We start from the raw sequence: 24,817 nt of genomic DNA, 5'->3' as shown, positions 1-24,817 counted from the left end.
AGGATGAGATGGCTGAGACTAAGCTTATTCTATTATAATCATTAGAGGAATAGGTCAAGTGAAACCAGGGGTGCCGCAGCGGGAATTTCATCAGCCCAGACGGGCCCCAGCTCGCCCTATCCGCCCACGCCAGATCAGGCAAAGACTATTGCCCCATGATGACAATCATGATAAGCAATAGGGAGGAGGTTTCCATGAAAACTGATGCCCTTATTATTGACGTTCTGCGTACACCTACCGGCCGTGGACGTCAGAGTGGAGCGCTTGCCAGCATCCATCCCGTTGACCTGCTGGCCCAGGCGCTGATCGCTTTGGTAGACCGCACCGGCATAGATCCCGGCGCCGTCGACGACGTGATTGTCGGCTGCGTGTCCCAGACCGGGGAACAGTCCGCAACACCCGGGCGCATGGCCTGGCTGGCCGCGGGCTATCCTGCCCATGTTCCAGCCACCACCATTGACCGCAAATGCGGTTCCTCGCAACAGGCTATCCATTTTGCCGCGCAGGGAATTCTTGCCGGCGCTTATGACATTGTCATCGCCGGCGGTGTCGAATCCATGAGCCGGGTGCCCATGGGCTCCGCCCGCGCTGGCGCCGATCCCTTCGGGCCGTCGGTCAACGCCCGGTATGCTCCGGGTCTGGTCTCCCAAGGCGTCGCCGCAGAACTGGTATCCGCCAAGTACGGCGTCACCCGGGAAGCCCAGGACGATTACGCCGCCCGTTCCCACCGGCTCGCCGCCGCCTCGGCAGAGTTCTTTGAGCGTGAAATCGTCCCGGTGGAAACCCCGGACGGCGCCCTCGTCACCCGTGACGAGACGCCCCGCCCTGATACTAGTGCCGAACGCCTCGCCGGGCTGAACCCCGTATTCGAGACCCCGGAACTGAGCGAGCGCTTTCCTCAGATCAACTGGTCCGTCACCGCAGGGAACTCCTCCCAGCTGGCCGACGCCGCCACTGTCGTCCTGCTGGTAAGCGAACGCAAGGCGCGTGAGCTGGACCTTATGCCCCGCGCCCGCGTCCACGCCATGACCGCGGTTGGTGACGACCCTCTCCTGATGCTTACCGCCCCCATTCCGGCAACCGAAAAAATCCTGTCCCGCTCGGGCATGACGCTGGACCAGATGGACCATATCGAGATCAATGAGGCCTTTGCCCCGGTTCCGCTCGCCTGGCAGAACCACTTCAATGCAGACTTCGAGAAGATCAACCCGCGCGGCGGCGCCATTGCCCTCGGCCACCCTCTCGGCGCCTCGGGCACGCGGCTGCTGACCACCATGCTCCATGCCCTCGAAGACAACCAGCAGCGTTACGGCCTCCAGCTCATGTGCGAAGCAGGCGGCATGGCCAACGCAACGATTATTGAACGTCTCTAACAACTCAGCAGGAGAAACCCATGAATATCAACGGAGCTTCCGTCGTCGTCACCGGGGGCGCTTCCGGGCTCGGTGCAGCTACAGTTCGGCGCCTCACCAGCGAGGGCGCGAAGGTCGTGATTCTGGACCTGCCCTCCTCCCCCGGCTCCCAGGTCGCTGCAGACCTCGGCGCCACCTTCATAGCGGCCGACGTCACGGATCCGGATACCGTCAACGAGGCGCTCGACGCCGCTGAGAACCTTGCCCCGCTGCGCGCCCTGGTGCATTGCGCCGGCCGCGGCGGGGCGGTGCGCCTGGTCGACCGCGACGGCAACCCCGGCTCCCTGGAGGCTTATGAAAGCGTCGTGCGGATCAACCTCATTGGAACGTTCAATGTCCTCCGCCTAGCCGCCGCGCGCATGGCGAAGAACGAAGACATCGACGGAGAACGCGGCGTCTGCGTCCTCACTGCCTCCGTTGCCGCGTACGAGGGCCAGATCGGCCAGATCCCGTATGCCTCGGCCAAGGCGGGCATCGTCGGCATGACTCTAGTGGCGGCCCGCGATCTTGCCAGCAAGCACATCCGCGTCATGACCATCGCCCCTGGCCTCTTCGACACGCCGATCCTGGCCCGCTTGCCGGAAAATGTCCGTGAGTCTTTGGCCCAGAGCATCCCCCACCCGAGCAGGCTCGGGGTTCCGGAGGAGTACGCATCTCTGGCCCACCACATCATCAGCAACCCCATGCTTAACGGTGAAACCATCAGGCTCGATGGTGCCATCCGGATGGCACCGCGCTAAAGCCCTAGAACGGAAAAGAAAATGACGCATAAGATCGCAGTTGTCGGAGGCACAGGCCCGCAGGGCCGGGGCCTGGCCTACCGTCTGGCCATGGCCGGGCACACCGTTACCATCGGCTCGCGTGATTCCGGACGTGCGGCCGAAAAAGCAGAGGAAATTGCTGCCAGGATCGGCGGACCCGCAACCATCAGCGGGGCGGAGAACGCTGTCGCGGCCGCCACTTCTGACATCGTGCTGCTGGCCGTTCCCTGGGACGGCCACGCCGAACTCGTCGCCTCGCTGGCCCCGGAATTGAGGGGAAAGACCATCATCAGCTGCGTCAACCCGCTCGGATTCGACCAGAACGGTCCCTACGGGCTGACCCTGGCTGAAAGTGCCGCCGAGGAAGCCCAGCGGATCGTCCCGGACGCCGCCGTTGTCGGGTCTTTCCACCACGTCGCGGCGCTGTCGCTGTGGAAGACCGAAGGCCCGCTCAGCCACGAGGACATCCTGGTCTGCGGTGATGATCCGCAGGCGAAGAACCTGGTGATGGAACTCGCGGCGGCCGTCACCGGCAAACGGGGCATCGACGCTGGCGCTCTGAGGCTGGCCCGTCAGTTGGAGCCGCTCACCGCCGTGCTGATCAACATCAACAAGAACTACAAGACCCGCTCGGGCCTGGCCATCACCGGCGTCGGGGAGCATGCATGAGCCGCGAAGAACAACCCCTGATCATCGAGGAACGCGGCCGGGTACTCGTTCTCACGCTAAACCGTCCGCAGGCGAAAAATGCCATGTCGCTGCAACTCTCCGAGGAACTCGCCGAGGCTTTTGAGACCCTCGACAGCCGCAAGGACCTCAGCCTTGGCGTCATTACTGGCGCGGGCGGTACCTTCTGCGCTGGCATGGATCTGAAGGGATTCGCCCGGGGCGAGATTCCCATCGTCCCGGACCGCGGTTTCGCCGGGCTCGTCCAACGGCCGCCGCGCAAGCCGCTCATCGCCGCGGTCGAAGGCTATGCCCTCGGCGGAGGATTCGAAATCGCCCTGGCCTGCGACCTGATCGTCGCCGCAAGCAACGCAACCTTCGGGCTGCCGGAAGTCAAGCGCGGACTGACGGCGAATGCCGGCGGCCTGCTGCGCCTGCAGCACCGCCTGCCGTACCACTACGCCATGGAATTGGTGCTCACTGGCCGGATGTTGCCGGCCGCCGAGGCCGGTGAGCTGCATCTGGTGAACCGGGTGACCGAGCCGGGGGCAGCACTTGACACAGCCCTTGAGCTGGCAGAAGAGATCGCCAGGAATGCGCCGTTGGCACTGGCCACTTCAAAGCGGATTATGGTCGAATCCGTTGACTGGCCTGTGGAGGAGAAATTCGCCCGCCAACACGAATACGTCGACCCGATCCGCAAGTCCAATGACGCCTCAGAAGGCGCCCGGGCGTTCGTGGAGAAGCGGGCACCGGTCTGGACGGGAAGTTAGGAAAAGCCGTTGCATTCCGGGTAAGGCGGTCCCAGGGCAGGACCGCCTTACCAACCGATGGTCTAGACAACCGTTGATCGATCGGGAGTTTCCCCTCATCAAAGCTGCCATGCCGCGCTACGGCCGCCCTAGCGCCTTGAGGGTGTCCAAGACGCGGCCTAAAGGAGATAATCGTGCAAATCAGCGTTATTCGGGAGAGATCCGAGTTTGAGACCCGGGTGGCACTTGTCCCTGAAGCAGTTGCCAAGCTGGTTGCTGCCGGACATTCAGTTGTCGTTGAACCGGGTGCCGGAGAAGCCGCGGATTTCAGCGATCTTGAATACCTGGACGCCGGCGCCGCGGTTGACGCGGAAAGACTCGGCAGTGCCGATCTTCTTGTTGCCGTCCAGCCGCCGGACCCTGCGGTAGTAGCCCAGCTGCGCCGGGGTACCGCGACTTTTTCGTTCCTGCCCACGGCCCAGTCACTTGATCTCGTGCGCCAGCTGGCCGATTCAGGCATCGCGGCGTTCGCATTGGAACTCGTTCCGCGCATTTCGCGGGCCCAGTCGATGGACGCGCTGTCCTCACAGTCCCTTGTCTCGGGCTACCGGTCGGCGGTGGTGGCCGCAGGGCTCCTGCAGCGGTTCCTCCCCCTGAACATGACGGCGGCCGGCACCATCCAGCCAGCCGAGGTAGTTGTTCTCGGGGCGGGAGTGGCAGGACTCCAGGCGATAGCCACCTGCAAACGTCTCGGGGCAGTCGTCAAGGCCTATGACGTACGGGCCGCAGCGGCCGAGGAGATCCGGTCCGTGGGTGCGAAAGCCATCGAGCTGGACCTGGAGACGCTGGAGGGCAGCGGAGGCTACGCCCGCGAGATGACGGAAAACCGCGCACAGCAACAGCGTGATCAGCTGACTCCCTACATCGCCGCGGCGGACATCCTGATCACCACCGCTGCCGTCCCGGGACGCCAGGCCCCACGTCTGGTAACGGCGGAGATGGTGGAGCACATGAAACCAGGCTCCGTCGTCGTCGATCTGGCCGCCGAAACCGGCGGCAACGTCGAAGGATCCCGGCCGGGTGAAATCGTCCGCATCGGCGGCGCCCAGGTCTGGGGCGGCCGGAACGTGCCGGGCCAGATGCCCGGCCCAGCCAGCAGGCTCCTTGCCCAGAACATTGTCAACCTCATCGGCCTGCTCACCAACGAGGACGGCTCCTTCGCCGCGGATTTCGAGGACGAGATCATCGCCGGTGCCTGCGTCACCTACGACGGCGAAATCCTGCACCAACCTACCAAGACCCTCATCGAGGAGTCGTTGAATTCTGAAAGGACGGCTCCGTGAACGAGGCAATTGTCTGGCTGACAATCCTGATTCTCAGCATTTTCGTCGGCATCGAGGTGGTATCGAAAGTATCCTCGACCCTCCACACACCGCTGATGTCCGGCGCCAATGCCATTCACGGCATTATCCTGATCGGCGCCATCCTGATTACCGGAATGGCGCACGAGACGCCGGTCATCATCGTCGGCCTGATCGCCATAGTTCTCGCCGCAGTCAACCTGGTGGGCGGCTTCGTGGTCACCGACCGCATGCTCAAGATGTTCACGGCCCCGCGAAAGGCCGCAGTCAAGAAGGGTGATGCCGCGTGATTCCGGTATGGGTCCAGGCCGGCTATCTGGTCGCCGCCGTTTGCTTCATCCTTGCCCTCAAGGGCCTGTCCTCGCCGAAGACCGCACGCCGCGGAAACCTGCTGGGCGCCGCAGCAGCCGTCCTGGCAACCGCACTGGTATTTTTCGAACGTCCACTCAATAACATCGTGCCGATCCTGGTAGCCGTCGCCATTGGAACAGTGATCGGGATCGTTGGCGCACAGCGCGTGCAGATGACACAGATGCCCCAGCTCGTGGCCATTTTCAACGGAGTGGGCGGCGGCGCCGCGGCCATCGTTGCCACCCTCGAACTCAACGAACTGGCGGCGGCCTCCGATGCCTCCGTCGCGGTTACTGCGGCAGCGGTGTTCACGATCTTCGTCGGATCGGTCAGCTTCGCCGGCTCCGTCATCACCTTCGCCAAGCTCCAGGGCCTGATGACAACCCGGCCGGTGGTATTCCCCGGGCTTCCGGCACTATTCATCGCAGCGATGCTGGCGGCCATTGTCCTGGGTGCCTTCGTTGCGGCCGGCCCCCGCCTGGGGCTGGGCGTGGTACTGGCCGCGCTCGGACTCCTGGTCGGTGTGCTGCTGGTGCTGCCGGTCGGCGGCGCTGATGTACCCATCGTGATCTCATTGCTCAATGCGTTCACCGGGCTCACGGTGGCTGCCGGAGGGTACGTGCTGGACAATGTCCTGCTGCTCATCGCCGGCACCCTCGTGGGCGCATCGGGAACACTGCTGACCGTCATGATGGCGCGCGGCATGGGCCGCTCAGTAGTGAACATACTTTTCGGAGCGCTCAAGGGTGGCTCCACGCTGGGAGCGGGAGAGGCCAGCGACCGCCCCGTTCGTTCCGCCGGGCCCGAGGACATTGCCATCACGCTGGGTTACGCAGGCCGAGTCATTATCGTGCCCGGCTACGGCCTGGCAGTGGCTCAGGCCCAGCACACGCTGCGCGAACTCGTGGAGGTCCTGGTCGAACGTGGCGTGAATGTGGATTACGCCATCCATCCTGTGGCTGGCCGTATGCCGGGGCATATGAATGTCCTGCTGGCCGAGGCCCAGGTCCCCTACGAACAGTTGATTGAAATGGACGAAATCAACTCCGACTTCAAGCACAGCGACGTGGTCCTGGTGGTCGGCGCCAACGATGTGGTCAACCCCGCGGCCAAGTCGACGCCGGGGGCGCCGATCTACGGGATGCCCATCCTCCAGGCGGACGAGGCGAAACAGATCATTTTCATGAAGCGCTCGATGCGGCCAGGCTTCGCAGGGATCGAGAACGAGCTGCTCTTCGACCCCAAGACAACGCTCTTGTTTGGGGATGCGAAGGATTCCATGGGCAAGCTGCTGAACGCGGTGAAGGCGCTCTAGCACCGCGGGTGGACTGCGAAAGAATAGTGGCCTGTCCCTGCCATGCACCGGGGACAGGCCCTTTTCGCTGCGCCGTATTGGCTATTGATTCCTGTGCCGGCCTTTGGACCTGGATCGTCCTAGCTCAGGAGATAAACGTGATTGATGGCAAAGTTTCCCACAGCGATAGCCCCGGCTCGCGTTCTCTCTGGGCGGGCCGTACGCTCGCCTTGTTGGGCATTGTCCTCGTGGCTCTGAGCCTGCGGTCGGCAGTCACCGCCATGTCTCCGATTTTCGACCAGATCAGCGCAGACGTGCCGCTGAACGACCTTGCTCTCGGCGTCATCGGCATGCTGCCCCCTTTAATGCTGGCAACCGGCGGATTGATAGGGCCGTCCTTTGCCCGCCGTGTCGGACTGGAGGCCAGCCTTGTACTTGCCTGCCTCGCGATGCTGGCCGGGCATATCGCCCGCTCGCTGGCCAATGATTTTTCCCAGCTGCTTGTGGGCAGCATCCTCGCGATGCTGGGAATGGGCCTTGGGAATGTACTCCTTCCTCCTGTGGTGAAACGCTACTTTCCTGATCGCATCGCCCTGCTAACAACCATCTACGCCATGTTGTTTTCGGCAAGCACAGCGATTCCGGGCGCCGTCTCAGCACTGATCACAGACGCAACGGGCTGGCGGACCGCCCTCGCACTGTGGGGCGTCGTTGCCCTGCTTGCCGCTCCGCCGTGGGTGGTTCTCCTCGTCCGGGCAAGACGCAAGCTACCGGAAAGCCACGAAGATTCGATCCCAGCCTCTCAGTCTGCCTCACACGGAGGCATCGGGTTGTGGCGGTCCCGCCTGGCCTGGGGCCTTCTGCTAATGCACGGTCTCGCCTCACTCAATGGCTATGCGATGCTTGCCTGGCTGCCAGAATTGCTGACCGGCCATGCCGGAACGTCAAGCATTGAAGCCGGCGTGCTCTTGTCCATCTACGCTATCACCGCGTTCCCTCTCTCACTCATCGCACCTGCGATCGCGGTTCGCCTGCGGAACGGCGGCATGCTCGCCCACGTCGGCGCGGCAGCGTTCGTTGCCGGCTACTTGGGCCTGTTGCTGGTACCGAATGTCCTGACGCCCCTGTGGGTCGTCACAGCGGCACTCGGAACAGGCCTGTTTCCAGTCATGCTCGCGCTGATCAACTCGAGGACACAGACCCCGGCCATGACGGCCGCCCTGAGCGGTTTCGTCCAGGGACAGGGCTCCCTGGTCGCCGTTGCAGGTCCCCTCGTCGTCGGAATACTCCGCGACCTGACCGGTGGGTGGACCGTGCCGATCTGTTTCCTCATCGTTACTTCCATAGGGATTGTGCTGGCAGGGATGATGCTTCGGAACCCTCAGACGGTGGAAGAGGAACTCATAGAACTCGCTGCCAAGGACGGTTGAGCGAGGTCAGCAGCCGGTCGCAATCGGTTCGGAGCAGCTGCAGCGCCGACCATGTGCTTTCGCGGCCAGATATGCAGCCTCGCGCAGTGCGGTCAGAGCCAGATGGCATTGCGGCCACTAACTGCGGCATTTCCCTCCCGCAGTACCCGCCAATTCTCGTCCACCTGACGGGCTTATGGCAGTGGGACTGGTCGATTGTGCTCGGCCAGTCCCACTGCTTATCCAAACTTGGGTCAGTCTCAGACCGCGGCTGCGTCGGCCACGAGTTCGCCCGCTTCCGCAGTTCCCCGCCGCGCCGCCGTACGTCCGGCCAGATAGCCGAAGACGAGGGCGGGACCCAGTGTTCCGCCGGCGCCGCCGTACACCATGCCGGTGGGGCCTGCCATGACGTTCCCAGCGGCGAAGAGGCCCGGAATGACCTCGCCGTCGACGTTCAGAACTTCAGACTTTCCGGTTGTCCGGGGACCGCCCTTGGTGCCGAGCGTGCTGCTGTGGAGCTCCACGGCATAGAAAGGGCCGCGGTTCAGTGGCCCAAACGTAGAGTCCGGGCCCGGATAGTCATCCTGGTTGCCCACGAAGCCATCGAATGCGCTTTCACCGCGGCGGAAGTCCGGGTCAACACCTTGCTGGGCATGCTCGTTCCACCGCTCCACGGTGGCCTGCAGTGCCTCGGCCGGGACGGATAGCTGCTCCGCGAGACCGTCGAGGGTGTCCGCCCGGGTGACCCAGTCAGGCATCTGGCCTCCGGGAGGGCATCCAAAGCCGCCGAAGCGTTCCACCATATTGGCATCGAAGACCACCCAGCAGGGGATGTTCCGATAGTCAAACGAGGTGGGATCGAGCTCATGCAGAGCCCCGCCCATTGCGTTGTAGTTCGTCGCCTCGTTGGTGAACCGCTTGCCCTCGCGATTGATCATGATCGAATGGGGAACCGTTCGCTCGCGCTGGACCAGGTACACCGGCTTGGACCCGTCCGGGTTTTCGCCCGGGAGGGTACAGACCGGCACCCACCACGCCTCCCTCATGTTTCCCAAGCTGGCACCGGCGCGCATGGCCATCCGAAGCCCGTCGCCCGTATTCGTCGGCACGCTCGCAGGGTGGCGAAGTGGTCCCCGCAGGAAATCACGGGCGAGCGCCTTATCCCACTCAAAACCTCCGGTCGCCAGGATGACACCCTGACGCGCCTTCACGTCATGAGTGCCCTGCGGACCGTCAAAACTCACTGCGCTGACCGTCTCCCCCTCAAACTGGAGGCCAACCGCCCGCTCATTGACGTGGACGTCGACGCCCTTCTCGAGGCAGCCCTGCAGCAACGCAGCGACCATGGCACGCCCCAGTCCCTCGACCTGCCGCGCCTCCCGCTCCTCCGCCACTTCCGGTGACAGGAAGCCAGTGCCCCCGCCAATCGGGGTCTCTCCCACGACCATCCGACGCGGTGTACCTACGAGGCGGTCCGCCCATTCACCCAGCCCCTCCAGAGAGAACAGCCGCGGTTCAAGCGACCTTCCTCCGCCTGGCTTTCCGCCTGGCCGCTCGGGATGGTAGTCCGGGAACCCATCAACCAATGACAGCTTCAGGGGGGTTGTATCCAGCCAATCCAGCAGCTCTGGAATCGTATCGACAAACGCCTCCGCCAGCTCGGGGAGGATCATGCCGTGCGAAAGGGACTCAAGATAAGACAGCGCATCGCTGCGCGAATCCTGCACGCCGCGATCACGGCCGTAGCGGTTATCCGGCAGCCAGGCCACCGCACTGGACAGGCACGTAGTACCGCCGATAAGTGGAGCCTTCTCGTAGAGCCCAACCTTTGCGCCCCCGTCGGCCGCAGCCAGTGCTGCACAAAGCCCGGACGCTCCGCTGCCCAGAACAACAACATCGTATGCAACATCAGAAAATTTACTATCCACGCGCCAACTCCCTGTTTCTTTAAGCAGTTAGATTTTCGTTGTGATCATTTATTCCGTGAAAACATTCTCGGATTGTGCTGACAATTTCGTCACTTCCTGCGAAATAGCAGTGAAGAACCAGCTGCGATGAGCGCCGTCAAACAACTCTGTCCTGGACGAAATCATGGGGTCGCGCCCCGCCGCAAGTGCCTCGGCCCTCTCTGCCCGCTGCCCCTTGATCGCAGCCTGGGCCTCCTCAAGCTTGTCGTCATGGAGCTGATAGATTGCGAGGTATTTGAAGTCCGCCCCGTCCTCAACCTGCCCCGGAGCCAACTCGAAACGCTGTGCGGTTTCGAATCCGTCCAGCTTCCCCACCACTTCGACGATATGCACGCCGCTGTACCAGTCGTTGAATTCCTTTTCAACCTCGGGCTTGGCATTGCTTAGGACGACCATAATGTTCTTCATGTGTCTGAACCTCCGGGCTAATTAGTTGTTGTCCATGATGCTGTCCACCGCGGTGTCCCAGGTGGGCAGCGATTCCGGATAGTCAGCAAGTGCCGGGGCTTGATTTGGCCACTGGATGCGGTACCGATCCTTGAATCCCGTACTCAGTTCCTCTATCGGCATGGCATAAAGGAAACTCAGTGAGCGTCGGCCCAGGCGCCAGCCCTGCTGCGTCCTTCTGTATTCATCGGCATAGCGGTAGGAGGCCACGACCAGCTTTCCCTCCAATACCAGCTCGGCATGTCCGGTCACGGTACCTCTCACGACAGTTTCTGAAATTGGTTCGAGGATCTGAGAATGTGTGGTGTGGGTGGTCAGGTCATAGCGCGACATGGACGCCAGAAAGAAGTCACGGATTCTCTCCCGCCCCTCCACCGTTCGTCCCGCACGTTCAAATATTGCATTTTCCGCAAAGAGGCCAATAAGTGTTTCTATATCCCTGTCGTCGCGAGCTATCGAATACCGAGCTATCAGCTCCTGCAGATCAAACCTGTCCTGCACAGAAATCATCATCTTTTCCCTTTACCGAACTAGGCGGAAACGTCAGGAGGTCCGCTGGTTTCGGCTCCGCTAGGCACGGACAACACGGTCCACCGACTGAATAGTCTTGAGCCGCGGAATGATGTCCCGCCCCAGGTCGTCGAGGTATGCTTCGACGTCTTCGGCGCTCATGGACGGCCACTGCGCACGTATAAGAATCGGATCCACAGGAATGATTGATGCCACTTCCTGGATTTGGGCGAGACATTCATCCGGCGTGCCGATAAACGTCTCCCGGGCCGCAACTTGCCGGAACTGTGCCGAAAGCTCTCGGGCATCGCGTGTTGCAAGCCTGCGATTAGCGTAGGCAAGAAGCCGATCCTTGGCCATCGACTCGAATCGGTCGAATGCCGCCTGGGTGGTTGCGGCCGGGATTATTTCCCGTCGCAGCGGATGCTTGACTTGGGGGCGCCCGAGCCTTGAACGCTCGTCCTCGTACAGGCTTAGAAGCCGAATCATCTGGGGAATCGTAGTTTCGGGCGTGATCGGCCACCCATCCCCCAGCCGTGCAGAACGCTTCACTCCAGCCTCCCGCATGGCCCCAACCCAGATCGGCGGATGCGGCTCCTGCCGTGGACGCAGGTGGGTGCGTACCGGGTCAAAGCTCCAGAATTCACCATTGTGGCCGACTTCATCCTGCGTCCACAGCTTCTTGATCACGGACAGGCTCTCGTCCATCATCCTGAAGCGATCCTTGTATGGAATCCCCAGTGCGATGAACTCGTCTTCCCGATATCCGGCGCCCGCGCCCACAACGAGCCGGCCGCGCGTCAGAATGTCTAGCGTTGCCAGTTCCTCAGCGAGGACAATCGGATGGTAAAGCGGCACTTGGACGATCGTCGTCGCAAGCCGGACATGCGGGTCCAGTTCAGCCGAAATGCGAGCCAGCGTAGGAATCGGCTGGAGCCACCGCAAATCCCCGTAGATGAAGTGCTGGCCGATAGTGATGTAACTGAACCCGTTTCGCTGCGCAGCGTCCACCTGCCTTAGCAGCGCATCAAGGTGCGCCTTGGGCGGCACTTTCGTTGACATGTCGCCGAGAATTACGCCGATATCCATTGATCTCCCCAAAGGTAGCGATGCCAGAATCCTATCAACCATAATCATGGATTTGACCAGCAAGGGCTTCTGGACAATTTCCTGCGAGAAGGCCTATGGTGTGATCCACATCAACATGAATGATAATAATGGTTTTAGCGGTGTCAGGCCCCTTGTAAGACGTCCGATTCAGGAATGGAAGTCCAGGCGTCCGGAGGCAACCAGATGCGCCGGGGCCGTCGGCCTGGACCGCATCCGATTGAGGCGCATCCGGGATGTCCACGGATTGAGGAGCAGGAATGAGCAGGGCTTTTATCGTCGGTGCGGTTCGCTCGCCGGTCGGTCGCCGCGGCGGTCAGCTGGCTGCCGTGCATCCGGCCGATCTGGGGGCGCTTGTCATCCGGGAACTAGTGGACCGAACCGGCGTCGAACCTGCCACCATTGACGATGTCATCTGGGGGTGTGTCGGTCAGATCGGCGCCCAGGCCTCGAATATTGCCCGCACCAGCGTGCTCTCCGCCGGGCTGCCGTATTCCGTTCCTGCGACAACCCTCGACCGTCAGTGCGGATCCTCCCAGCAGGCGGTCCACTTCGCGGCCCAAGCCATTATGTCCGGCACACAGGACCTCATCATCGCCGGAGGCGTGGAGGTCATGAGCCGGGTGCCTATTGCTTCGCCCACTACCGTGGGCGTCAATGCCGGCCTGGGGCATCCCCGCGAGGGCATGTTCTGGAGCGAGCGCTTTGGTGAACAGGAGATCACCCAGTTCCGCGGTGCGGACCTCATCGCCGAGAAGTGGGGTCTTTCCCGGAATCAGCTGGATGATTTCGCCCTGCAAAGCCACGAGCGCGCCCTGCGCAGCATAGCCGAGGGACGGTTCGACGACGAGATTGTCCCGGTCAACGATGCCAACCAGGACGAGGGACCGCGCCCGGATTCGACGCCGGAGAAACTTGCCGGCCTGGCAATTCTGCGCGAGGGCGGCACCCATACGGCCGCGCACGCTAGCCAGATTTCAGACGGCTCGGCGGCGCTGCTGATCGCGTCCGAAAGCGCAGTCAGGAAGCATGGGCTCAAGCCCCTGGCCGCCGTTCACACAATGTCGGTGGTGGGATCGGATCCGGTCCTGATGCTTACCGGTCCCATCCCGGCCACGGACGCGCTGCTCAAACGCTCGGGTATCGGGCTCGATGATATCGGCGTCTTCGAGGTCAACGAGGCGTTCGCCGCGGTTCCGCTGGCCTGGCAGGCCGAAACCGGTGTTCCGGCCGGGAAGCTGAATCCCCTGGGCGGCGCCATTTCCCTCGGCCACCCGCTCGGTGCCACGGGCGCACGCCTGATGGTTTCCCTGGTCCACCACATGCTCCGGGAAGACATCTCGTTTGGCCTGCAGACGATGTGTGAAGGCGGAGGCATGGCCAACGCAACACTCATTGAACTGATCAGGTAAGCCCTGGGGGCTACCTGGACGGCCCTGGTTGGAATATCCATTCTTCAAGGTAGCGAGGCAAGATGACATATCTGCGAATCGGCGGTGGTTCTGCATACGCGAACGACCGGCTGGAGCCGGTGCGGGCGATGGCGGACAGCGGTGCTGTCACCTACATGGGCTTCGACTGCCTTGCTGAACGGACGATGGCGCTGGCGCAGGTCCGACGGCGAGCCGACCCGGGGACCGGACAGGACGAACGCATTGCGGAAATTGTTCCCGCTGTCAGCAAATATCTTGCCGGCGGTGGTCGAATTGTCGGCAACTTTGGTGCAGCCAACCCTCAGGCAGCCTTCGAGGACTTTAGTCGGGAGCTGCGAAAAAACGGTCTGAGAGGCGTGCGGCTTGGCGTGATTACAGGAGACGACGTGCGCGACGTCGTTCGTCGGCTGGATGTGAAGCTACCGGAACTGGGCACCACGGCTGCGGCCCTGGGGGATCGGCTTGTCTCGGCCAATGCATACATCGGGGCTGAACCGATCGTTGATTGCCTGCGCGAGCAGGCCCAGATTGTCCTGGGCGGTCGATTAGCCGATCCGTCCTTGTTTGTTGGCCCTATTTGCCACGAAATGGGGTGGGATCTGACGGACTGGGACCGGGTGGGCATGGCCACTCTTGCCGGCCACCTGCTGGAATGCGGCGTCCACGGAGCTGGCGGCAACTTTGAGGACCCACCCTACCGGGTCATACCTAATCCGCATGATCTGGGCTTTCCTATCGGCGAGATCAGCGAAGATTCGCTTGTCATCACGAAACTACCCGGCACCGGCGGTGCGGTGGACGAAAGAATCATCAAAACCCAGCTCTACTATGAAATCCATGATCCTGCGGAATACCTGACTCCGGATGTGACTGCGGATTTCACCAGGATTGCGGTGGAAGACCTCGGCAACGATCGGGTCCGCGTCAGCGGCGCGAAGGGAAGGAAGCGGCCCGAGACCCTGAAGGTCCTCGTCGGCGTCGATCAGGGATGGAAATCGACGGCGGAAATCTCCTATGGCGGTCCGGGCTGCGTGGAAAGAGCGCAGCGGGCGGCGGAAATCGTCCGCCGCCGGATGGAGGCCTACGGACCCGACCTCGACGATATGAGAATCGATCTCACCGGCATGAACTCTCTTTTCGGGACCGGGATGAAAGCGGGCTATCCGGCCGAGGTCCGGCTGCGCGTCGCGGCCCGCTCGGATTCGCGCGAATGCGTCGAGGCCGCTGCCTATGAAGTCGAGTACCTGTACTTCGGCCCTGCCGGCGGCGGCGGCGTGACAAGTTCCATCGTGCCCGCCCTCGGCGTGACGCCTGCCTACGTTTCCAGGGACGATATTCCGCTCAACTACGAGGTGCTGACAGCATGAAACTGCGTGAAATCGCCTACAGCCGGTCCGGGGACAAGGGAAACGTCAGCAACATCTGCGTTTTTGTGTACGACCCGCTGCACTACGATCTGCTCCGCGCGAAGCTCACGGTGGCCGCCGTGGCCGACAAATTCGGCGATCTCGTGGAGGGGGACATCGTGCGCTACGAACTGCCCAATGTGCACGGCCTGAACTTCGTGCTGTATGAAGCGCTGGGCGGCGGCGTGTCGATGACGCTCCGATCGGATCCGCACGGAAAATCCTTCCAGTCCTTAGTGCTCGACATAGACGTCTAAACCAGTGAGGAAATGTGGCTCCAGTACGCGATCTTCGTGATTTTGACAGGTCCACCTACGTGGGCGGAAGCTGGGCAACCGGCCAGGGCGGAACATTTGACAGCATCTCCCCGTCAAGCGGCGAGGTTATTGCGAAGTGGCAGGCGTCCAGTCCTTCCCAGGTCCAGGAAGCGATATCGGCCGCGCGCCGGAGTTTCGATGACGGAGTCTGGCGCAGCAAGACTCCTCATGCCCGTGCAGAAGTGCTGCGGGAGCTGGCGCGCCTGATCGAGGAACGCGCCGAAGAGCTGTCCCGGCTCATCGTCGATGAGGTGGGTTCCCCCATTGCCCTGGCGAGGTCACTGCAGGTCGGCCAGCCCTCGATCAACTTCCGCTGGGCCGCAGACGCCGCCGAACGCGGTCCGCGCGGAGGCTACACAGAACATCTGGGCTGCCAGGCAGGGCCCAATGCCTCGGAAAGCATCTTGATCCAGGAACCGGTGGGAGTCGTGGCAGCAATCACGCCCTACAACTATCCCGTCAATATGATCTCGTGGAAGGCAGCTCCCGCGCTCGCCGCCGGATGCTCCGTGATCCTGCTGCCCTCCCCAAAGGGAACCTTGTGCACCATCGCCTTCATGAAACTGGCGGAACAGGCAGGCCTGCCTGCTGGCGTCCTGAACCTTGTTACCGGCGGCCCGGACATCGGGAGTGCACTGACCAGCCACCCTGATGTGGATATGGTGACCTTTACCGGGTCGAACCAGGTAGGCGCCGCGGTCATGCGGCAGGCGGCCGAAACCAATAAGAAGGTTGTACTTGAACTGGGCGGGAAATCCGCCGCGATCCTGCTGCCGAGCGCCGACTTCGAAACCGCGGTGAGCGCCACGGTCCTGAGGTTCTGCCGCAATGCAGGGCAGGGCTGCGGAGCCACAACCCGCATCCTGGTGCCGGCCGAGCGCATGGAGGAGTTCACGAACACCGCCGCGGCCTTCATCCGCGAGAGCCTGCCGGTGGGTGATCCACACGATCCGGCCACCGAGGTGGGCCCACTGATCTCCGCGGAGCACCTGGCACGGGTGCAGGGCTATATCGATCGCAGCCTGGCCGAAGGCGGCCGGATACTCACCGGTGGTGGCTCCCAGGCGACGCCCGACGGCGGTTTCTACCTGAATCCGACGGTCATCACCGGCGTGAGTCCCGACGCCGAGATCGCTCAGGAGGAGCTCTTCGCCCCGGTCGCCGTCGTACTGCCCTATAACACTGTCGAGGAAGCCGTCAAGATTGCCAACAACAGTATCTACGGTCTGAATGCGCTTGTCTGGGGCAACCTTGAGGAGGCCCTGGCTGTCGGCCAGCGGATCCAGTCCGGGACGGTGGCCATCAATGGGGGCGGCGGCATGCGGCCTGACGTGCCCTGGTCTGGGGCCAAGCAGTCCGGGGTCGGTGCGGAAATGGGTGAAGCTGGCTTCTCCGAATTCTTCAGGACGAAGCATTTCCAGTGGCGTATCGCATCATGACCGAACTTACAGTCATCCAGGGTCGTGATTTTTCCTGGCTGCTCGACGCGTGGCTGGCACGCCGTCCCGCTGACACCTTCCTGCATTGGGCTCCCATTGAGGGCCAGCCGGCCTCATGGACCTGGGCGGAATTCGTCCGCGACTGCCGGTCGCTAGCGGCAGGCCTGCAGACACGCGGCATTGGAAAGGGTGATCTTGTCGCGCTCGTTCTGGACAATCGTCCGGACTTCCTCCTGTCGTGGGCAGCTGTGGTTTCCGTGGGCGCCGTGGCCGTTTGCCTCAATCCCGCCAGCTCGCATGACGAGCTCGCCTACGTCGATTCGCACAGTGGCCCGGTCGCCGCCATCGTCAGTGAACAGAACGCTGAAACCGTCGCGTCAGCCATGCCCGGTCTCAGGTGGATCGCTGTCAGCGCGTTCCAGGGCAAGGAACGGTTTGGCGCGGACTCACTGGCCGCCCTCTACGACGTACCGGAACGCTACAAACGGATCCAGGTATCGCCGTTGGCACCGGCATCCATCCAGTACACATCGGGAACGACTGCCCGTCCCAAGGCCGTGGTATGGACGCAAGCCAACATCATGTGGGCAGGACGCGTAGGTGCCGAGCATCAGCGATTGACGCCATCGGATGTGAACCTCCTTCACCTACCGCTGTTTCATACAAACGGACTGTCCTATTCCTTCCTGTCCACTCTCTGGTCGGGCGGCAGTATTGTCCTGCAACCGAAGTTCTCTGCCTCGCGTTTTTGGGACGTTGCCAACAGCTACCAGTGCACCTGGAGTTCCGTCGTATCTTTCTGCCTTAGGGCCCTGGCCAATACCGAGAAGCCGGATGCTCATCACTTCAGGGGTTGGGGGAACAGCTCAACGCTCAGTGCCTTGGCGTCTCCCCTGGGAATACCAACGATGGGCTGGTTCGGCATGACCGAAACTGTCAGTCATCCCATCTATAGCAATCTCGACCATCCAGACGCAGACTCTACGATGGGGCGGCCGGCACCGGAGTACGGAGTCGCCGTCGTCGACGAGGCCGGGGCGCCTGCAGGCATTGGTGAAGCCGGCGAACTGAGGATCCGGGGCGTCCGCGGGGTCTCGCTGTTCCTCGAATATCTATATGCCCCGGAGGTAACCGCCAGTGCGTTCGACGACGGCTGGTTCCTGACCGGGGACCGAGTTCGCGTGAACGGGGACGGCTCGATTTCTTTCGTCGAGCGCGACAAGGACGTGCTGAAAGTGGGGGGCGAGAATGTTGGGGCTCCGGAAATTGAACGCGTCATCCTCGCGATGAAGGAGGTCCGGGAGGTCGCCGTCGTCGGAAGGACCCATTCCATGCTCGGTGAAGTCCCCGTCGCCTTCGTTACGGTGGCCCAAGGCAGCAGCATGGACGAAACTCAGGTCCGCAGGCACTGCGAGGCGATGCTGCCCAAGTTTAAGTGGCCGCGCGAAGTGCGCATCGTGGAGAGCCTTCCCCGCTCGACACTGGAGAAGATCGCCAAGGCGGAACTGCGCAGCCAGCTGGAAGCGGAGAGCGTCAATGACTGATCCAAGTCCCGGACCGTTGTCGGGCATCAGGGTTGTGGAACTGGCCGGGATCGGTCCGGGTCCCTTTTGCGCGATGCTTCTGGCCGACATGGGCGCCGAAATCATCAGAGTTGATCGGGTAGGCGCGGCCTCCGCCGACTACACGCCGAATCCGGTCATCGAGCGCGGGCGGAAATCGATCGCGCTCAACCTCAAATCCGAAGACGGCCGGGAGGTGCTAATGAGGCTGGTGACCCGTTCTGATGTCATGATCGAAAGCTTCCGGCCAGGTGTTGCCGAGCGGCTTGGGATCGGCCCCGAGCAGGTAGCCGAAGTTAATCCACGACTCATTTACGGCAGGCTTACCGGCTGGGGCCAGTCGGGGCCGATGTCCTCCGTGGCCGGACATGACATCAATTACATTGGCCTGGCGGGTGCGCTGCATTCGATTGGCAGGCATGATGAACCGCCTTTGGCCCCTTTAAACCTGGTCGGAGACTTCGGTGGCGGGGCATCCTCCCTGGCATTCGGGATCGCCTGCGCACTGGTCGAGCGAGCGACCTCAGGGATGGGCCAGGTCATTGATGCCAATGTGCTTGATGGCACGACCACCTTGATGGCACTGATTCATGGACTACGGGCCCAAGGTAAATGGTCAGGCGATCGCGGCGCAAATCTGCTCGATACCGGCTGTCCCTATTACGACGTATATACGTGTGCCGACGGTAAATGGATGGCAATCGGAACCATCGAAGAGAAATTCTTCCGTTCAGCACTGCGGCTTTTGGGACTTGGCGGACAGGAACGATTGCTGCGAGGCCACAAGGATAGGAGTATCTGGCCAGAAATTCGCACCGCGCTGACCGAGGCGTTTGCCGCGAGGACGCGGGACGAATGGGTAGATATTTTTGCTCTGGAGGATACCTGCGTGACCCCCGTCCTGGACATGGACGAGGCGATAGCACATCCTCATGCCCTGGATCGCGGTCTGTACGCACCAATCCCGGGCCGGTCTGATAGCCGGGCCGTCCAGCCGACCGTTGCCCCGCGATTCAGCCGCAGCTCAACCCCTGTCCCTGGTCCGGCCGTCACCGCAGGCAGCCATACCGGGGAAATACTCTCCGCGCTGGGCTACGCACCGGAACAAATGGCCCGGCTCTTCGCCAGCGGCGCTGCAGCTTTCTCTCCAGAATAGGCATGGGACTGTCAGAGCCTTGAAGGCGTTATTCTAAGCGGTCCAGGAAATCGGAGTATTGAGAACGTCCGGGAACTTGCGTTCAACGTAGTTCGCATACTGCATGATGTGGTCCTGCATGGCCGCCGAGGCTGCGCCCGGGTCACGCGCGGCCAGGGCCTCGTAGATGGCTGCGTGCGCCTTGTGCACGGCAATGCGCCGGTGTTCGGGATAGTCGACGCCGATTGCACTGCCATCCAGCATGCCCAGCAGCGTGTCGATTAAATGGCCGAAGAGCGCGTTCCCCGAACTGTGCGCGATGATGTCATGAAAGCGCTTGTTCATCTCCAGGAACTCGGATTCATCCCCCACCCGGTCAAGCATATGGTCGACGCTGTACTTCAGGTCCGCCAGTTGCTCATCGCTCATACGGGACGCGGCGAGCTGTGCCATCATTGGTTCCAGAGCCGCCCTGGCTTCGGTAATCGTGCGGAACGGCGCATTCTCGAACTGCAGCAGCAGGGTCAGCGCCGTCGCCAGGCCGCTGCCGTCGGGCTGCTGAACCACGGGACCGCCACCAGGCCCGGGCTTGAGCATAATAATCCCCTGCAGCTCGAGGAAGCGCAGAGACTCGCGCAGCGTTCCGCGCCCAATGTTGTATTCCTCCAGCATGACCCGCTCCGGCGGCAGGCGGTCCCCCACCTTATTCCCACGGCGCTGAATGTCAGCGACGATCCGCTGGGCCACCAGCATGGCCGTCTTCTGGGGACGTAGCGACGTCTGCATGGATTTTCCTCCGGTCACCGGGCGCCGACGGTTTGGCCGGCCACCTTATTAGTCAAATCATAAGTATAGTCCGACTAATAGGTGGCCGGCACACCCGGCGGCCGGATCAGGTGGCCGGCTCCAGCTCAATCATCATCTTCTTCAGCGGAATGCTCGCATCCGCTGCCTCATCCGCGGGCACATTCAGGCCCTTCGCCAGCGCCGTCTTGACAGCCATGAAATCCACGGGGTTGTTGATGCAGTCCACCGCAATGAGCGAGCCGTTCTGGTAATAGAGTACGGAGAACTTTTCACTGGCCGGCTCCCCGCGCGTCACCATCTGGTCATAACCCGCCGATAGACCCGCCATCTGCAGTTTCAGGTCCCCCTGGTCGGACCAGAACCATGGCACCATCCGGTAGGGAACCCGTTGGCCGACCAGTGTTGCGGCAGCATTGCGGGCCTGCTCGACGGCGTTGTTCACGCTTTCAAGCCGCAGCCGCGCCGGGCCCCCGTCCCGTGGGAGGGGGCTGGGCAAATCGGCGCAGTCCCCGGCGACGACGGTGGTCCCGTCGGAGGCCAGGGAGAACTCATCCACGATGATTCCGTTGCCGCAGGCTAGCCCGAGCTGCTCAGCCAGTTCCGTCCGGGGCGCCACTCCGATGCCGATGAGCACGATCTCGGCAGGCACCACGCGGCCCCCGTCGAGCTCGACGCCGCTCACCTGCCCTTGGTCATTGCCGAGGAAGCGGACAATTTTCGCATTCAGCGTGATATCCATACCGCGGCTTCGGTGGGCTTTGAGGAAGAACTCGGAGGTGGTTTCGCCGACAGCGCGCCCGATCAGGCGCGGCGCCACCTCGAGAACGAACGCTTCCTTGCCGAGTTTCTTGGCGCTGGCCGCGGCTTCCAGCCCCACGAATCCACCGCCGACGACGACGACATGCTGTGCCGTCTCCAACCGTTCCTTCAGGCTGGCTGCGTCATCGGCATCGCGCAGGTAGAGGACACCGTCCAGATCGGCACCTTCCAGCTGTAGCTTCCGGGGCCTCGCACCGACAGTCAGGGCCAGCTTATCGAAGGCAAACTTCCGGCCGGAGGCCGAGGTGGCAACGCCGGCACCTTTCTCATCCTTGTCGATCGCGACGATGCGTTCGTTCACTATCAGTTCGATGTTGTGTTTGTCGTAAAAGTCCTGGGACCTGAACGTCAGCGTCTCCGCCGTTACCAAGCCTTGCAGGAATGCCTTGGACAGCGGCGGACGCTGATACGGCGGGTGCTGCTCCGCACCGACAATAGTGATGGGCGCGGTGTTTCCGAGCTCCCGCAGCGAACTCGCCAGCTGCACCCCGGCCTGGGAAGCGCCAATAATGAGGGTTCCGTTGCTCTTAGGCATGGCGGCTAGACCTGGCTATCCGGGGTCTGCACATACAGATGGACATCCTCGGTCAGCTTAATCTGACAGGAGAGCCTTGAGTTTTCCCGGCGCTCCTCCGTTGTGCCGTCCAGCATTTCGTCCTCCAGTTCGCTCATCGGGGCAAGGCCGTCAAGATCCTCTTCGCGCACGAACACATGGCAGGTCGAGCAGGCCAGGGACCCGCCGCACTCGGCCACGATGCCCGGCAGTCCGTTGCGGACCGCAACTTCCATAACCGAATCCCCGGCATTGCCTTCCAGCACGCTGACGTCACCTGCAGCTGAGGTGTAGGTCACCTTTGGCATGATCATTCCCTTTCGCATCGGACGGGTCGCCCGTTATTTATGATTATGATTGTAACCATACTTGCCGGCGTTCAACAGAGGTTGGCAAGGGTGTCTTACGCCAGATCAGCAGGTGCACAAGTCACACGGCGACGCAGTACCTGACCGGATCGAGAATTTCACCGACCGGATAGACCTCATTGAAGACCATGGCCCCCTCCTGCGTCAGCTGGGTAGTCAGATGCGTCCACCCGTCGGGCAGCTGCTGAGTCGCTGCTTCATTAAGGGCAAGCGTGGCCAGCTCGATTCTGCGGTCGCGGCTGGGCCAGTGTTCTGCATCAAGCACCGTGAGCGCGGCGGCCCCGTTCCTGAACTCGATCCACGGGTCTACGATCATGACGAACAGCATCCCCTGGTGGCCCTTGTAACGAACGTCGCCGCGGTACTTGACGACCCCCTCACGGGACACCGGATCATAGCCGGAGGCGTCCTCCAGCTCAAAGAAGTACACGCCCTGCCCGGTCTCCGCCGCGCCATGTCCGGCACCACGCATGCCGTCCGGCATCGCATCGATATACCGGGTGAAACTGCTCTTGACACCCCAGGACATGCCAGGTCGGCCCTGCCCCTGAGTCGGCTCGGGTTCCGGCACCGGAGTACTCATCTTGCCATCCTCACTCGTATAAAGAACGTCCGGACTGCCGCTCCGACGGAACGGCAGTCCGGACTCACCGCCAGCCCCGGAACACCGAAGCCTGTTGCAAAAACTACAGCCGCTCGTCCAGGAGACGCTTGCCTGGAGTGAACGTTGCCGGCAACTGGTCGAAGCCAGTATTGACTCCTTGCTGCGGGTAGCGAACCACGTTGTCCTTGTCGACCTTGTAGTCGGGCATGCGCTGAAGAATCTCTGTGAGGATAGTTCTCGACATCAGGCGCCCCAGATGAGAACCTGCGCAGCGATGACTTCCGACCCCGAAGGCCAGATGACGGTTCGGTGAGCGCTCGATATCCAGCACATCCGGATTCTCGAATCCGCCCTCCGCGTCCCGGCTCCCCGATGCCCAGGCCAGCAGCGCCCGATCCCCCGCCTTGATCTTGACGCCGTGGAAATCGGCATCTCGGGCCACGGTCCGGGCTAGCGCCTGGGTCGGCGAGAAGTAACGCAGGAATTCCTCAACGGCATTCTGCATCAGCTCGGGATTATCGATCAGCCGCTGGCGCACGTCTGTGTGTTCGGAAAGCCACACCATTGCCTGTCCGACCAGCGAGGCGGTAGTGCCGACCCCCCCGGAGACAATCAACTCGATCATGCACAGGGCATCCTCTTCGCTGATCGGCTTGCCATCGATCTCATGACTCAGGATGAAGCTGATCGGATCATCCCCGGGATTGCGGCGGCGTTCCGAAATGGTCTTCTTGATCACGTCGGTCAGGTACGGAATCTCCACCTGGGTGGCTTTGATGTAATCGGGGCTGCCGACGGGCGCAGAAAGCACCTTGCGGTGCGCAAATGCATGGCGGCGCCAGTCCTCAAGCGGCAGGGTCAACCAGTCAATGGTGATAATGGCGGGGATGCCGGTCAAAGTGGCAAAATCCGCCTTGCCGGTTTCTATGATGTCATCGATGAACAGAGTCGTGTATTTCTCAACCATCGGCCGCATGGCATTGACCGCGGAGGGCGACAGCAGGGCATTCATGATCCTGCGGTACTTCATGGATGCCGGCGGGTCGAGTTCGATCGGAAAGTGCTCGGTCATCGGGCGCTTCGGAATGGTGATTTCCTGCCCCTCCCCGCCGTGCTTCGTACGCGCCGAGGAAAAGGTGTCATCATCCCGGGCGGCATCGAAGATGGGCTCGTAGCCGCTCAGCACCCAATAGCCGCCCCAGGCCTCGGTCCAGGCCACCGGGTGGTTTTCCCGCAAAGCCCGATAGCTGGCCACGGGATCCGCACTGTGCTCTGGTGAATTGTGGTCAAACTCGACGACCGGGCGGTCGTCGAGTACTGCTGCTTCCTTGACCGTCTGCTCTGCCATGGATCTTCCCCTTTATTTCAGGCTTCGCACTCAATGGTTACCAAGACAACCTTGCAGTGCAGCGAAACACATCCTTGTATCTACTAATTATTATAATAGAATAGGGGTCAAGCCCAGTCCAGAGGCCGATTGAAGATTTCGAGAAACAATTCGGACGGGCGCGGCGGTTCACCACCATCCGGGTATAACAATCAGAAGGAGTACTGATGCGCATAGAAATTGATCGGGCAGTCTGCCAAGGCCACGGCGTATGCCAGATGACCGCCCCGACGCTGTTCGAGCTCTCGGATGAAGATGGCTTGGCGTACACCCCCGCCGGGGACATCCCCGAAGAACTCCACGACCTGGCGCGGCTGGCAGCCAGCAACTGTCCCGAACGCGCGGTTACCGTCGTCGAAAGCTAAAAGGCCGGGTGGCCGTGCCAACGGTGTGCATGGCCCACCCTGATTTCGAACATGCAGAACGCCCCGCCGACAGGATCGACGGGGCGTTCTGCATGGGCCGTTGATTGTTTAAGCGTCGATCACTGCGGCGCTGGCGCTCACCCAATCCTGCCTTGCCTTCGGCAGATGCAGGACACGGTGGACCCGGATCTTCTTGTGGGCCAGCTTGAGTTCGCCGTCAACTTCGCGCAGGATGTCGTGGTAACTGCCGAAAACCCGCTGCGTTTCCTCCTGCTCGAACATCGTCGCTTCGAAATAGGCCTGTACCTGGATCCGGCCGTCCGCCAGGCGCTCCGCCATCACGTTGGTAACCACATGCCTGATTTCCTCGGACTCGGACGAAAACTGGTTCCGGTAGACATCGAGGAACTGTTCGAGCCCGGCCAACGTGCCGGCAGAAGCAGTGAACTGGATATCAGGCGTGGCGATCGAGCGCAGCGTGTTCAGGTCACCGGAGTCCACAGCCAAAGCGTAGGTGAACAGCAGGCGTGCGACCCGGCTGTCGAGTGCTACCTGATCCTCATCCATCCATATTCTCCTTCTTGT

Annotated in this window: 25 protein-coding genes; 15 read left to right on the top strand and 10 right to left on the bottom strand. The window is 62.1% G+C overall.

Annotated elements, in window-relative coordinates; all coding sequences use genetic code 11:
* The first annotated feature begins 194 nt into the window (after positions 1-194).
* The 8 genes from AC5RWU_RS09720 to AC5RWU_RS09685 all read left to right on the top strand — a co-directional run bounded on the left by AC5RWU_RS09720 (position 195) and on the right by AC5RWU_RS09685 (position 8,027).
* The gene (locus AC5RWU_RS09720; RefSeq protein ID WP_494029614.1) at positions 195-1,373 is read left to right on the top strand and encodes a thiolase family protein; all 1,179 of its coding nucleotides are present in this window, start codon (positions 195-197) and stop codon (positions 1,371-1,373) included.
* 20 nt (positions 1,374-1,393) lie between these two features.
* A complete protein-coding gene (locus AC5RWU_RS09715) occupies positions 1,394-2,152 on the top strand; it encodes an SDR family NAD(P)-dependent oxidoreductase (protein WP_494029615.1) in 759 nt (252 codons plus the stop codon).
* A gap of 21 nt (positions 2,153-2,173) precedes the next feature.
* Positions 2,174-2,842 (top strand): NADPH-dependent F420 reductase, encoded by a 669-nt coding sequence (gene npdG, locus AC5RWU_RS09710; protein WP_494029616.1) that lies wholly within the window; start codon positions 2,174-2,176, stop codon positions 2,840-2,842.
* Complete coding sequence (locus AC5RWU_RS09705; RefSeq protein WP_494029617.1) at positions 2,839-3,612, top strand: crotonase/enoyl-CoA hydratase family protein; 774 nt, start codon at positions 2,839-2,841, stop codon at positions 3,610-3,612. The genes npdG and AC5RWU_RS09705 overlap by 4 nt, the downstream gene beginning before the upstream one ends.
* 173 nt (positions 3,613-3,785) lie before the next feature.
* A complete protein-coding gene (locus AC5RWU_RS09700) occupies positions 3,786-4,934 on the top strand; it encodes an NAD(P) transhydrogenase subunit alpha (protein ID WP_494029618.1) in 1,149 nt (382 codons plus the stop codon).
* Complete coding sequence (locus AC5RWU_RS09695) at positions 4,931-5,242, top strand: NAD(P) transhydrogenase subunit alpha part 2 (protein ID WP_494029619.1); 312 nt, start codon at positions 4,931-4,933, stop codon at positions 5,240-5,242. Before AC5RWU_RS09700 ends, AC5RWU_RS09695 begins: the two co-directional genes overlap by 4 nt.
* A complete protein-coding gene (locus AC5RWU_RS09690) occupies positions 5,239-6,618 on the top strand; it encodes an NAD(P)(+) transhydrogenase (Re/Si-specific) subunit beta (protein ID WP_494029620.1) in 1,380 nt (459 codons plus the stop codon). The genes AC5RWU_RS09695 and AC5RWU_RS09690 overlap by 4 nt, the downstream gene beginning before the upstream one ends.
* Before the next feature lie 137 nt (positions 6,619-6,755).
* Positions 6,756-8,027 (top strand): MFS transporter, encoded by a 1,272-nt coding sequence (locus AC5RWU_RS09685; RefSeq protein ID WP_494036970.1) that lies wholly within the window; start codon positions 6,756-6,758, stop codon positions 8,025-8,027.
* 239 nt (positions 8,028-8,266) lie between these two features.
* Here the strand turns inward: AC5RWU_RS09685 and AC5RWU_RS09680 are convergent, their stop codons facing one another.
* From AC5RWU_RS09680 to AC5RWU_RS09665, 4 genes are read right to left on the bottom strand one after another with little or no spacing between them, the layout of a single operon-like run.
* Positions 8,267-9,934: an FAD-binding protein gene (locus AC5RWU_RS09680; RefSeq protein WP_494029622.1), complete on the bottom strand. Its 1,668-nt coding sequence runs from the start codon at positions 9,932-9,934 to the stop codon at positions 8,267-8,269.
* A gap of 48 nt (positions 9,935-9,982) precedes the next feature.
* Complete coding sequence (locus tag AC5RWU_RS09675) at positions 9,983-10,381, bottom strand: hypothetical protein (protein WP_494029623.1); 399 nt, start codon at positions 10,379-10,381, stop codon at positions 9,983-9,985.
* A 21-nt stretch (positions 10,382-10,402) separates the two neighbouring features.
* Positions 10,403-10,933 carry a nuclear transport factor 2 family protein gene (locus AC5RWU_RS09670; protein WP_494029624.1) on the bottom strand — a complete coding sequence of 177 codons (531 nt, stop codon included), beginning with the start codon at positions 10,931-10,933 and terminating at the stop codon, positions 10,403-10,405.
* 57 nt (positions 10,934-10,990) lie between these two features.
* Complete coding sequence (locus tag AC5RWU_RS09665; protein WP_494029625.1) at positions 10,991-12,019, bottom strand: LLM class flavin-dependent oxidoreductase; 1,029 nt, start codon at positions 12,017-12,019, stop codon at positions 10,991-10,993.
* A 278-nt stretch (positions 12,020-12,297) separates the two neighbouring features.
* Between AC5RWU_RS09665 and AC5RWU_RS09660 the strand changes: the two genes are divergently transcribed.
* The 6 genes from AC5RWU_RS09660 to AC5RWU_RS09635 all read left to right on the top strand — a co-directional run bounded on the left by AC5RWU_RS09660 (position 12,298) and on the right by AC5RWU_RS09635 (position 19,350).
* On the top strand, positions 12,298-13,449 hold the full coding sequence (locus AC5RWU_RS09660) for an acetyl-CoA C-acyltransferase (RefSeq protein WP_494029626.1): 1,152 nt from the start codon (positions 12,298-12,300) through the stop codon (positions 13,447-13,449).
* Between the two features lie 62 nt (positions 13,450-13,511).
* Positions 13,512-14,837, top strand: a complete 1,326-nt coding sequence (locus AC5RWU_RS09655) for an acyclic terpene utilization AtuA family protein (protein ID WP_494029627.1) — start codon at positions 13,512-13,514, stop codon at positions 14,835-14,837.
* Positions 14,834-15,133 (top strand): AtuA-related protein, encoded by a 300-nt coding sequence (locus AC5RWU_RS09650; protein WP_494029628.1) that lies wholly within the window; start codon positions 14,834-14,836, stop codon positions 15,131-15,133. Before AC5RWU_RS09655 ends, AC5RWU_RS09650 begins: the two co-directional genes overlap by 4 nt.
* Before the next feature lie 14 nt (positions 15,134-15,147).
* A complete protein-coding gene (locus tag AC5RWU_RS09645) occupies positions 15,148-16,632 on the top strand; it encodes an aldehyde dehydrogenase family protein (protein ID WP_494029629.1) in 1,485 nt (494 codons plus the stop codon).
* Positions 16,614-18,176 (top strand): AMP-binding protein, encoded by a 1,563-nt coding sequence (locus AC5RWU_RS09640; RefSeq protein ID WP_494036969.1) that lies wholly within the window; start codon positions 16,614-16,616, stop codon positions 18,174-18,176. Before AC5RWU_RS09645 ends, AC5RWU_RS09640 begins: the two co-directional genes overlap by 19 nt.
* Positions 18,169-19,350 carry a CaiB/BaiF CoA transferase family protein gene (locus AC5RWU_RS09635; RefSeq protein ID WP_494029631.1) on the top strand — a complete coding sequence of 394 codons (1,182 nt, stop codon included), beginning with the start codon at positions 18,169-18,171 and terminating at the stop codon, positions 19,348-19,350. The genes AC5RWU_RS09640 and AC5RWU_RS09635 overlap by 8 nt, the downstream gene beginning before the upstream one ends.
* Before the next feature lie 33 nt (positions 19,351-19,383).
* On the opposite strand, the gene AC5RWU_RS09630 is transcribed toward AC5RWU_RS09635, so the two are convergent.
* The 5 genes from AC5RWU_RS09630 to AC5RWU_RS09610 form a co-directional block, all read right to left on the bottom strand.
* A complete protein-coding gene (locus tag AC5RWU_RS09630; RefSeq protein WP_494029632.1) occupies positions 19,384-20,115 on the bottom strand; it encodes a FadR/GntR family transcriptional regulator in 732 nt (243 codons plus the stop codon).
* A 106-nt stretch (positions 20,116-20,221) separates the two neighbouring features.
* A complete protein-coding gene (locus AC5RWU_RS09625; RefSeq protein WP_494029633.1) occupies positions 20,222-21,490 on the bottom strand; it encodes an NAD(P)/FAD-dependent oxidoreductase in 1,269 nt (422 codons plus the stop codon).
* A gap of 5 nt (positions 21,491-21,495) precedes the next feature.
* On the bottom strand, positions 21,496-21,816 hold the full coding sequence (locus AC5RWU_RS09620; RefSeq protein ID WP_494029634.1) for a 2Fe-2S iron-sulfur cluster-binding protein: 321 nt from the start codon (positions 21,814-21,816) through the stop codon (positions 21,496-21,498).
* A 121-nt stretch (positions 21,817-21,937) separates the two neighbouring features.
* Positions 21,938-22,459 carry an HtaA domain-containing protein gene (locus AC5RWU_RS09615; RefSeq protein ID WP_494029635.1) on the bottom strand — a complete coding sequence of 174 codons (522 nt, stop codon included), beginning with the start codon at positions 22,457-22,459 and terminating at the stop codon, positions 21,938-21,940.
* 103 nt (positions 22,460-22,562) lie between these two features.
* Positions 22,563-23,828 carry a cytochrome P450 gene (locus tag AC5RWU_RS09610; RefSeq protein WP_494029636.1) on the bottom strand — a complete coding sequence of 422 codons (1,266 nt, stop codon included), beginning with the start codon at positions 23,826-23,828 and terminating at the stop codon, positions 22,563-22,565.
* A 206-nt stretch (positions 23,829-24,034) separates the two neighbouring features.
* Between AC5RWU_RS09610 and AC5RWU_RS09605 the strand changes: the two genes are divergently transcribed.
* Positions 24,035-24,232, top strand: coding sequence for a ferredoxin (locus tag AC5RWU_RS09605; RefSeq protein ID WP_494029637.1), 198 nt, complete (start codon positions 24,035-24,037; stop codon positions 24,230-24,232).
* 108 nt (positions 24,233-24,340) lie between these two features.
* Here the strand turns inward: AC5RWU_RS09605 and AC5RWU_RS09600 are convergent, their stop codons facing one another.
* A complete protein-coding gene (locus AC5RWU_RS09600; RefSeq protein ID WP_494029638.1) occupies positions 24,341-24,799 on the bottom strand; it encodes a nuclear transport factor 2 family protein in 459 nt (152 codons plus the stop codon).
* Between the last annotated feature and the right edge of the window lie 18 nt (positions 24,800-24,817).

Source organism: Arthrobacter sp. B0427-1-12 (genome assembly GCF_059092905.1).
Note: the sequence above shows the minus strand (reverse complement) of the source record. Positions and strands in the feature narration are given on the sequence as shown.

Coding starts and splice junctions, on each gene's coding strand:
- AC5RWU_RS09720 (WP_494029614.1), top strand. CDS start 195: ATGAAAACTGATGCCCTTATTATTGACGTTCTGCGTACACCTACCGGC.
- AC5RWU_RS09715 (WP_494029615.1), top strand. CDS start 1,394: ATGAATATCAACGGAGCTTCCGTCGTCGTCACCGGGGGCGCTTCCGGG.
- npdG (WP_494029616.1), top strand. CDS start 2,174: ATGACGCATAAGATCGCAGTTGTCGGAGGCACAGGCCCGCAGGGCCGG.
- AC5RWU_RS09705 (WP_494029617.1), top strand. CDS start 2,839: ATGAGCCGCGAAGAACAACCCCTGATCATCGAGGAACGCGGCCGGGTA.
- AC5RWU_RS09675 (WP_494029623.1), bottom strand. CDS start 10,381: ATGAAGAACATTATGGTCGTCCTAAGCAATGCCAAGCCCGAGGTTGAA.
- AC5RWU_RS09670 (WP_494029624.1), bottom strand. CDS start 10,933: ATGATGATTTCTGTGCAGGACAGGTTTGATCTGCAGGAGCTGATAGCT.
- AC5RWU_RS09665 (WP_494029625.1), bottom strand. CDS start 12,019: ATGGATATCGGCGTAATTCTCGGCGACATGTCAACGAAAGTGCCGCCC.
- AC5RWU_RS09660 (WP_494029626.1), top strand. CDS start 12,298: ATGAGCAGGGCTTTTATCGTCGGTGCGGTTCGCTCGCCGGTCGGTCGC.
- AC5RWU_RS09655 (WP_494029627.1), top strand. CDS start 13,512: ATGACATATCTGCGAATCGGCGGTGGTTCTGCATACGCGAACGACCGG.
- AC5RWU_RS09650 (WP_494029628.1), top strand. CDS start 14,834: ATGAAACTGCGTGAAATCGCCTACAGCCGGTCCGGGGACAAGGGAAAC.
- AC5RWU_RS09635 (WP_494029631.1), top strand. CDS start 18,169: ATGACTGATCCAAGTCCCGGACCGTTGTCGGGCATCAGGGTTGTGGAA.
- AC5RWU_RS09630 (WP_494029632.1), bottom strand. CDS start 20,115: ATGCAGACGTCGCTACGTCCCCAGAAGACGGCCATGCTGGTGGCCCAG.
- AC5RWU_RS09625 (WP_494029633.1), bottom strand. CDS start 21,490: ATGCCTAAGAGCAACGGAACCCTCATTATTGGCGCTTCCCAGGCCGGG.
- AC5RWU_RS09620 (WP_494029634.1), bottom strand. CDS start 21,816: ATGCCAAAGGTGACCTACACCTCAGCTGCAGGTGACGTCAGCGTGCTG.
- AC5RWU_RS09615 (WP_494029635.1), bottom strand. CDS start 22,459: ATGAGTACTCCGGTGCCGGAACCCGAGCCGACTCAGGGGCAGGGCCGA.
- AC5RWU_RS09610 (WP_494029636.1), bottom strand. CDS start 23,828: ATGGCAGAGCAGACGGTCAAGGAAGCAGCAGTACTCGACGACCGCCCG.
- AC5RWU_RS09605 (WP_494029637.1), top strand. CDS start 24,035: ATGCGCATAGAAATTGATCGGGCAGTCTGCCAAGGCCACGGCGTATGC.
- AC5RWU_RS09600 (WP_494029638.1), bottom strand. CDS start 24,799: ATGGATGAGGATCAGGTAGCACTCGACAGCCGGGTCGCACGCCTGCTG.